Below are 7,049 nucleotides of genomic sequence, written 5' to 3' on the forward strand. Positions count from 1 at the left end.
CGGCTCAGGCGGACCGATTCGTGGCCATCCTGGCCAGCTCGGCCAGCCCCGCCTTGGCCGCCGCGTTGACGGGTGCGGCCGCGAGCGTCGCCAGCGCCCGGTCGGTCAACGCGGCGATGCGCTGCTCGGCGGCGGCCAGCGCGCCCACCGACTCGATCACCCCGCGCAATTCGCCCACCTGAGCGTCGGTCAGCCGCGCGCCGATCGAGCTGCGTAACAGGTTGGCCGCCAACGGATCCGACTTGTCCGCCAGCTCCACCGCCTCGGCCAGCAGCACGGTTCGCTTGCCGGACCGCAAGTCGTCGCCGGACGGCTTGCCGGTGACCTCCGGGTCCCCGAACACCCCCAGCACGTCGTCGCGCAGCTGGAACGCCACGCCGAGGTCGGTCCCGAACTCCGCGAAGGCGGCCTGCACCTCGGGTCGGTCCGCCGCGGCGGCCACACCGAGCTGCAGCGGCCGCGCCACCGTATAACAGGCGGTCTTGTAGGTGTCCACGTTCATCGCCGACGCGATCGACTCGGCGGCGCTGGCCTCGGCGACGATGTCGAGGTATTGCCCGCCCAGCACCTCGGTGCGGATGTCGGCCCACACCCGCCGGACGCGCCGCCGGGCGTCCGGCGCCAACTCGAGGCCCAAGACGATGTCGTCGGCCCAGGCCAGCGCCAGGTCGCCGAGGAGGATGGCCGCCGACGTGCCGAACTGCTCGGGCGAGCCGCGCCAGTCCCGGTCGCGGTGCAGCGCCGCGAAGCGGACGTGGGTCGTGGGCCGGCCGCGCCGGGTGGACGAGTCGTCGATCACGTCGTCGTGCAGCAGCGCGCACGCGTGCAGCAGCTCCAGCGCGGAAAACAGCAGCAACGCTTCGGGATCGGGCTCCCCGGTCGCCACGGCCCGCCAGCCCCAGTAGGCGAAGGCGGGGCGCAGCCGCTTGCCCCCGCTCAGCACGAAATCTTCCAGGGCCGCGATCAGGGCGTCGAAGTCGGCGCCTGCAGAGCTGATGTAGGCGCTCTGGGCGCGCCGGTCGTGCAGGTACCGCCGAAGTTCCTCGGTGATCAACTCGACGGTTGCCGCTGCGGGTGCGGCTTTTGGGCTCAGCGCGGCGCCCCTTTCTGCTCGGCATGTCTCTAGGGCCGACAGTTTAGGTGGCCTGCGCGCCCCCAGTTGCTTCGACTGCCTCACTATCCCGCCCCTATGCTGGCGAGGGTGTCCGGGCGCTACGTGGCGCAGCCCGGCTTGGCCCGGCAAGGAGAGGAGCCGCGTGAGCCTCAACACCATCGCGCTCGAGTTGGTGCCCCCCAATGTCGAAGACGGCAAGGAGCGGGCGCTCGAGGACGCGACGAAAGTGGTGCGGTATTCGGCCGAATTCGGCCTCCAGGGCCAGATACGGCACGTCATGATCCCGGGCATGATCGCGGAGGACGACGACCGTCCGGTTCCCATGAAGCAGAAGCTGGACGTGCTGGACTTCTGGTCGATCATCAAGCCGGAGCTGCCCGGGTTCCACGGGCTGTGCACGCAGGTCACCGCGTTCATGGATGAGGCGTCGCTGCGCCGACGGCTCACCGACCTGTGCGACGCCGGGATGGAGGGCGTCGTATTCGTCGGGGTACCGCGCACGATGAACGACGGGGAAGGCTCCGGCGTCGCGCCAACCGACGCCTTGTCGATCTATCGCGAGCTGCTGAGCAACCGCGGCGTGATCGTGATCCCCACCCGCGAGGGCGAACAGGGCCGGCTGAACTTCAAATGCAACCAGGGCGCGACGTACGGCATGACGCAGCTGCTGTATTCCGACGCGATCGTGGGCTTTTTGACCGACTTCGCCGAGAACACCGATCACCGGCCCGAAATCCTGCTGTCCTTCGGCTTCGTGCCGAAGGTGGAGAGCCGCGTCGGCCTGATCAACTGGCTGATCCAGGATCCGGGCAACCCGGCGGTGACCGGCGAGCAGGAGTTCGTCAAGAGGCTGGCCGCCAGCGAGCCGGACAAGAAGCGCCAGCTCATGGTCGACCTGTACAAGAGGGTGATCGACGGCGTCGCCGGGCTGGGCTTCCCGTTGAGCATTCATTTCGAGGCGACCTACGGGGTTTCCGGGCCCGCTTTCCACACCTTCGCGGAGATGCTGGCCTACTGGTCGCCCTAGCTGGCCCCGATTGGGACCGCCCTAGCTGGGCGGTTGGTCGCGCGGCCCGGTGAACCGCGGCGAGCGGTCGCGGCTCATCCAGGCGAGCAGAGCCACGACGCCGGCCGCGGCGAAGGACGCGATGCCCAGCCACACGCCCGCCCCGGTGAAGTTGCGGGTGTTGGGGTCGGTGTAGCGCGCGTTGGCCGTCATGGCGGTCACCACGCCCGGCTTGAGCTTCCAGGACACCACGTCGGGCTCGACGCGGTCACCGTTGGTGGAGGTCACGACGCCGGGAAAGGCGACGGTCAGCTCGACGTCGGCCTCGTTGTCGGTCACCGAGGTCAGGTCGGCGCGGCCCTCCAGGATCACCAGGTTGCCGTTGCGGCGCAGCGACAGGTTCACGCCCTGGGCGTCGGGGTTCATGTTCGCCAGCTGTGGCAGCTCGGCGAAGGTCAGGTCGGAGAACACCGCCTGCGACCCCACGTAACCGTCGCTGTCGTAGTTCGACACCGCCACCTTCTGGCTGAAAGGCAGGTTGTTGGTGTCGAGCTGGGGACCGGAATCCTTGGACGTCTTGGGCTTGGCCGCCGCGATGACCTCGCCGGAGACCAGGTCGTCGGGTGAGATGGTGAGCGAGGCCCGGACCCGCAGGCAGCCGCTGGCCAGCGGCACGATGAGCAGCAGCATCGCGATGGCCAGCAGGCGGCGCCGACGCGGGGTGAATCCGCGGGCTCGAGGCGGGGAAGGGCTGGCGTGCACGAGGTCATCGTGCCAGATCCGCGTCACTGCAGCGGCAGGGCGCGGCCCAGGATCGCGAACGCGCGGGGGTCCCCCGCGAAGTGGTAGCCGCGGATGACGTCGGTGAAGCCCAGTCGCCGGTACAGGCGCCAGGCTCGATTGGGTTCGCCGTTGGTCTCCGGCGTGGAGAGCAGCACGTTCTTCTCCTCGCGCGCCGCGAGCAGCCTGCGGGTCAGCGCCTCGCCGAGCCCCCGGCCCTGCGCGCGCGGGTGAATGTGCAGCTCCGTCAGCTCGAAGTAGCTGTCCATGAGCCGGGAGATCTCGGCGGGCGGCGAGCCGCCGCGCTGCAGCCCCAGGACCACCTGCTGCTGCCACCACTGCCCGGGCGCCCCGGGATAGCCGTAGGCCACCCCGAGCAACGGGGCGTTGCTCAGGTCGCCGGGGGCCTCGGCCGCCTCCGCTTCTACGGCGGCGACGCCCTGCCACCCGCGTCGCCGGATGTGCTCGAGCCACATGGCGGCGCGCTGGTTCTCGGTGCCCCGCGGGTATCGCATCGCTTCGACATAGACCCTGAGGGCGTCACTGAGACGGCGCTCCATATCGTTCGGCGGCAGATCGATGAGGAATATCGCCAACTCGCGGTGCCCTCCTCATCCGGTGGCTTTCAGGTTTGGTCCGGCGCCGTGCCGCTGTCGCCATTATCCGACGCGCTCGCGCTCCGCGCGCCGAGCGGTCGCGGGAGGGGCCTCCGGGGGCCGACGGACCCGCCAGTGCGGCGAGCGGGTTACCGCGCACCGTCGTTGTGGGCCGCGCCGGTGCAGGGGTGGGGCCGGGATAGAATCGCTGTCGAACCGGTGGTACAGCGCAGATTGACCTCGTATCATTTGTGTTAGTTGCCTTTACAACGGGCATCCGCGTGCTATCGATAGTTACGTGCCAAACTGTCGGCAAGGAGGGACGAATGCCACTCTCCGATCATGAACAGCGGATGCTCGATCAGATCGAGAGCGCACTGTACGCGGAAGACCCCAAATTCGCGTCGAGCGTCCGTGGCGGAGGGTTCCGCGCGCCGACCGCGCGGCGGCGCCTGCAGGGCGCGGCGTTGTTCGTCATTGGCCTGGCAATGCTGGTTTCTGGAGTCGCGTTCAAGGCCACGATGATCGGAAGTTTCCCGATCCTCAGCGTTTTCGGGTTCATCGTGATGTTCGGCGGCGTGGTCTACGCGGTCACCGGGCCGCGGCTGGCCGGCAGGACGGACCGCTCCGGGTCGGCGCCCGGGTCGACCCGTCAGCGCCGCAACAAGGGCGGCGGCTCGTTCACCAGTCGCATGGAGGACCGGTTCCGCCGGCGCTTCGACGAGTAGCGAATCGCAAACGACACGGGGCAGCCGCCGCGGCTGCCCCGTTTTTCGTGTTCGAGACTGCGGTGAGCGCGCGGATTCACGCGTTTCCGCGATCTGGGCGCAGTTTCGGCGCCATGGTGGCCCGCCCGGGCCGCGCTGCTCGGGCGGGCGTCGAGTCCCGTCTGACTCCCAATCGATCCCGAATCGAGTCCCGGACGCGTGGATCGCGCCCCACCGGGCCCCACCCCGCCGCCCCACCGCGCCCCACTGGGCAACTCTTGGCCCCTGACGTGCCGTTTTCGTACATCACGCTGACGTAGCGACCGGTCGGCACAGGCCAGCGGGTCGCCGTGTGGCGGCCGTTAGTGGCGGACAACGCGGAAAAGTTGGCGACGACACCCCAACAATGGGGCAAAGTGGGGAACTGTGGGGTATGGTGGCTGAAGTGTTTGGGTGACCGGTGTGGGAGGTGAGCTGGTGTTTCTCGGCACCTACACGCCCAAACTCGACGACAAGGGGCGGCTGACGTTGCCCGCCAAGTTCCGCGATTCGCTGGCAGGGGGGTTGATGGTCACCAAGAGCCAAGACCACAGCCTGGCCGTCTACCCCCGGGCGGAATTCGAGCAGCTGGCGCGCCGGGCGAGCAAGACTTCGCGCAGCAACCCCGAGGCGCGAGCGTTCCTGCGCAACCTCGCCGCCGGCACCGACGAGCAGCATCCCGACGCGCAGGGGCGGATCACGCTGTCGGCCGACCACCGCCGGTACGCCAACCTGTCCAAGGACTGCGTGGTGATCGGAGCCGTCGATTACCTCGAGATCTGGGATGCGCAAGCCTGGCACGACTACCAGCAGACCCACGAAGAGAACTTCTCCGCGGCCAGCGATGAAGCACTCGGCGACATTATCTGAGGCGCGTGCCCGTGCATCGTGGCCTCTGCCCGAACCGACCCTGGCGTACTTCCCCAACGCCAGGTTCGCGCCTTCGGACAGGGACCTGGGTGCAAGGGCGGCCCTTCGGGCCGACGGAGGTGCGAGGGCCGCACGCCAGATCCGGGGAGGCGTTGCGGTGGCAGATGTTTCAGACGACTTCGGCCACGTGCCCGTCCTACTGCACCGCTGCGTCGAGCTGCTCACCCCCGCGCTGACCCGGCACAATGCGGACGGTTCGGGAGCCGTCCTCGTCGACGCGACCCTCGGCGCGGGCGGGCACGCGGAGCGCTTCCTCACCGACCTGCCCGGCCTGCGGCTGATCGGACTCGACCGCGACCCCAGCGCGCTGGACATCGCCCGGCGCCGGCTGGCCCCGTTCGCCGACCGGCTCACGTTCGTGCACACCCGGTATGACGGCCTCGCCGGAGCCCTCACCGAATCCGGCTACGCGCCAGCCGAATCCGTCGACGGCGTGCTCTTCGACCTCGGCGTGTCCTCGATGCAGCTGGACCGCGCCGAACGCGGCTTCGCGTACGCCCAGGACGCGCCGCTGGACATGCGGATGGACCCGGACTCGCCGCTGACCGCCGCCGACATCGTGAACACCTACGACGAGGCGGCGCTGGCCGACATCCTGCAGCGCTACGGCGAGGAGCGCTTCGCGCGTCGCATCGCCGCGCAGATCGTCCGCCGGCGCGCCCGGACCCCGTTCACCTCGACCGCGGAGCTGGTAGCCCTGCTCTACCAAGCGATTCCGGCGCCCGCCCGCCGCACCGGCGGACATCCGGCCAAGCGCACCTTCCAGGCGTTGCGGATCGCCGTGAACGACGAGCTGACCTCGCTGCGCGACGCCCTGCCCGCCGCCCTGGCCGCGTTGCGCGTGGGCGGGCGCATCGCGGTGCTGGCCTATCAATCGCTGGAAGACCGGATCGTCAAACGCGTGTTCGCGGACGCGGTCGCATCGCGGACGCCGGTGGACCTTCCGTTCGAACTTCCCGGCCACGAGCCGCAATTCCGGTCGTTGACGCGTGGCGCCGAACGCGCCGACGCCGCCGAGATCGAACGCAACACTCGCAGCGCCGCCGTGCGATTACGGGCCTTGCAGCGGCTGGAGCAGCGGGTGCAATCACAGCAGGCGAGCGGGAAAGGCGACTTATGAAGGTGAAGCGCGAGGCGCCGAAGCGCCGCGGCGGCGGCGACCGCCGCGGCGGACGCGACGGTTCGGCCCGCAAGGGCAGGCGCGCCACCGGCGACTCGGTGTCGCCGCGGCGCAGCCGGCCGGCCTCGGCGAACACCCGCGAGGCCGGGGCGCACAAATCGGGGCCGCAAACCAGCCCCATCACCCGGCCGGCGGAGCGGTCGGCCCGGCCCAAAAGCACCAGCCAGGCCAAGGCCCGCGCCAAAGCGCGGAAAGCCAAGGCGCCCAAGGCCGTCCGCCCCCGGCTGGCGGAACGGTTGGCCACCCGGCTCGCGTCGATCGACCTGCGGCCGCACAGCCTGGCGGCCAAGGTCCCGTTTGTCGTCTTGATCATCGGCGCGCTGGGCCTCGGCCTGGGCCTGACGCTGTGGTTGTCCACCGCATCCGCCGAGCGTTCGTATCAGCTGAGCCATGCCCGCGAGAAGCACCGGATGCTGCAGGAACAGAAGGAGGCGCTGGAACGCGATGTGCGCCAGGCGGAATCCGCGCCGGCGCTGGCCGAGGCGGCCCGCAAACAGGGCATGATTCCGACCAGGGACACCGCGCACCTGGTTCAGGACCCAGCGGGCAACTGGGTGGTGGTGGGCACGCCGAAGCCCGCCGACGGGGTCCCGCCGCCGCCGCTGAACACCAAGATCTCCGACGCGCCACCGCCGCCGACCCGTCCGGGGCGCGCAACAGCGCCTCCGGGCCCTGCATGCCCGGCGCGCCCCTGATG

At 70.0% G+C, this 7,049-nt stretch carries 7 protein-coding genes and 1 pseudogene; 5 read left to right on the forward strand and 3 right to left on the reverse strand.

Going from position 1 to position 7,049, the window contains the following annotated elements:
- Positions 1–4: 4 nt before the first annotated feature.
- On the reverse strand, positions 5–1,054 hold the full coding sequence (gene idsA2, locus A5673_RS15790) for a bifunctional (2E,6E)-farnesyl/geranyl diphosphate synthase (protein WP_068234035.1): 1,050 nt from the start codon (positions 1,052–1,054) through the stop codon (positions 5–7).
- 202 nt (positions 1,055–1,256) lie between these two features.
- On the opposite strand from idsA2, the gene A5673_RS15795 reads away from it, so the two are divergent.
- On the forward strand, positions 1,257–2,141 hold the full coding sequence (locus A5673_RS15795; RefSeq protein ID WP_068234038.1) for a mycobacterial-type methylenetetrahydrofolate reductase: 885 nt from the start codon (positions 1,257–1,259) through the stop codon (positions 2,139–2,141).
- 21 nt (positions 2,142–2,162) lie between these two features.
- Here A5673_RS15795 and A5673_RS15800 read toward each other — a convergent pair whose 3' ends face one another.
- Both A5673_RS15800 and A5673_RS15805 read right to left on the reverse strand, forming a co-directional pair.
- Complete coding sequence (locus A5673_RS15800) at positions 2,163–2,810, reverse strand: DUF3153 domain-containing protein (protein ID WP_068234057.1); 648 nt, start codon at positions 2,808–2,810, stop codon at positions 2,163–2,165.
- A 95-nt stretch (positions 2,811–2,905) separates the two neighbouring features.
- Complete coding sequence (locus A5673_RS15805; RefSeq protein ID WP_068234041.1) at positions 2,906–3,496, reverse strand: N-acetyltransferase; 591 nt, start codon at positions 3,494–3,496, stop codon at positions 2,906–2,908.
- Positions 3,497–3,822: 326 nt separating this feature from the next.
- Here A5673_RS15805 and A5673_RS15810 point away from each other — a divergent pair, with 326 nt between their 5' ends.
- The 4 genes and pseudogenes from A5673_RS15810 to A5673_RS15825 form a co-directional block, all read left to right on the forward strand.
- Positions 3,823–4,224, forward strand: coding sequence for a DUF3040 domain-containing protein (locus A5673_RS15810; RefSeq protein ID WP_068234044.1), 402 nt, complete (start codon positions 3,823–3,825; stop codon positions 4,222–4,224).
- A 456-nt stretch (positions 4,225–4,680) separates the two neighbouring features.
- Positions 4,681–5,112 (forward strand): division/cell wall cluster transcriptional repressor MraZ, encoded by a 432-nt coding sequence (gene mraZ / locus A5673_RS15815; protein WP_066913393.1) that lies wholly within the window; start codon positions 4,681–4,683, stop codon positions 5,110–5,112.
- Complete coding sequence (gene rsmH / locus A5673_RS15820) at positions 5,087–6,292, forward strand: 16S rRNA (cytosine(1402)-N(4))-methyltransferase RsmH (protein ID WP_156748280.1); 1,206 nt, start codon at positions 5,087–5,089, stop codon at positions 6,290–6,292. The genes mraZ and rsmH overlap by 26 nt, the downstream gene beginning before the upstream one ends.
- Positions 6,289–7,041: pseudogene (locus tag A5673_RS15825) on the forward strand (hypothetical protein); the annotation flags it as partial. The gene rsmH and the pseudogene A5673_RS15825, both read left to right, overlap by 4 nt.
- Between the last annotated feature and the right edge of the window lie 8 nt (positions 7,042–7,049).

The sequence above is a fragment of the Mycobacterium sp. E3198 genome (assembly GCF_001667015.1).
GTDB lineage: Bacteria > Actinomycetota > Actinomycetes > Mycobacteriales > Mycobacteriaceae > Mycobacterium.

Bases quoted from the DNA above. Each gene is read 5' to 3' on its own strand.
- A5673_RS15800 (WP_068234057.1), bottom strand. From the start codon at position 2,810: ATGCTGCTGCTCATCGTGCCGCTGGCCAGCGGCTGCCTGCGGGTCCGG.
- A5673_RS15810 (WP_068234044.1), top strand. From the start codon at position 3,823: ATGCCACTCTCCGATCATGAACAGCGGATGCTCGATCAGATCGAGAGC.
- rsmH (WP_156748280.1), top strand. From the start codon at position 5,087: ATGAAGCACTCGGCGACATTATCTGAGGCGCGTGCCCGTGCATCGTGG.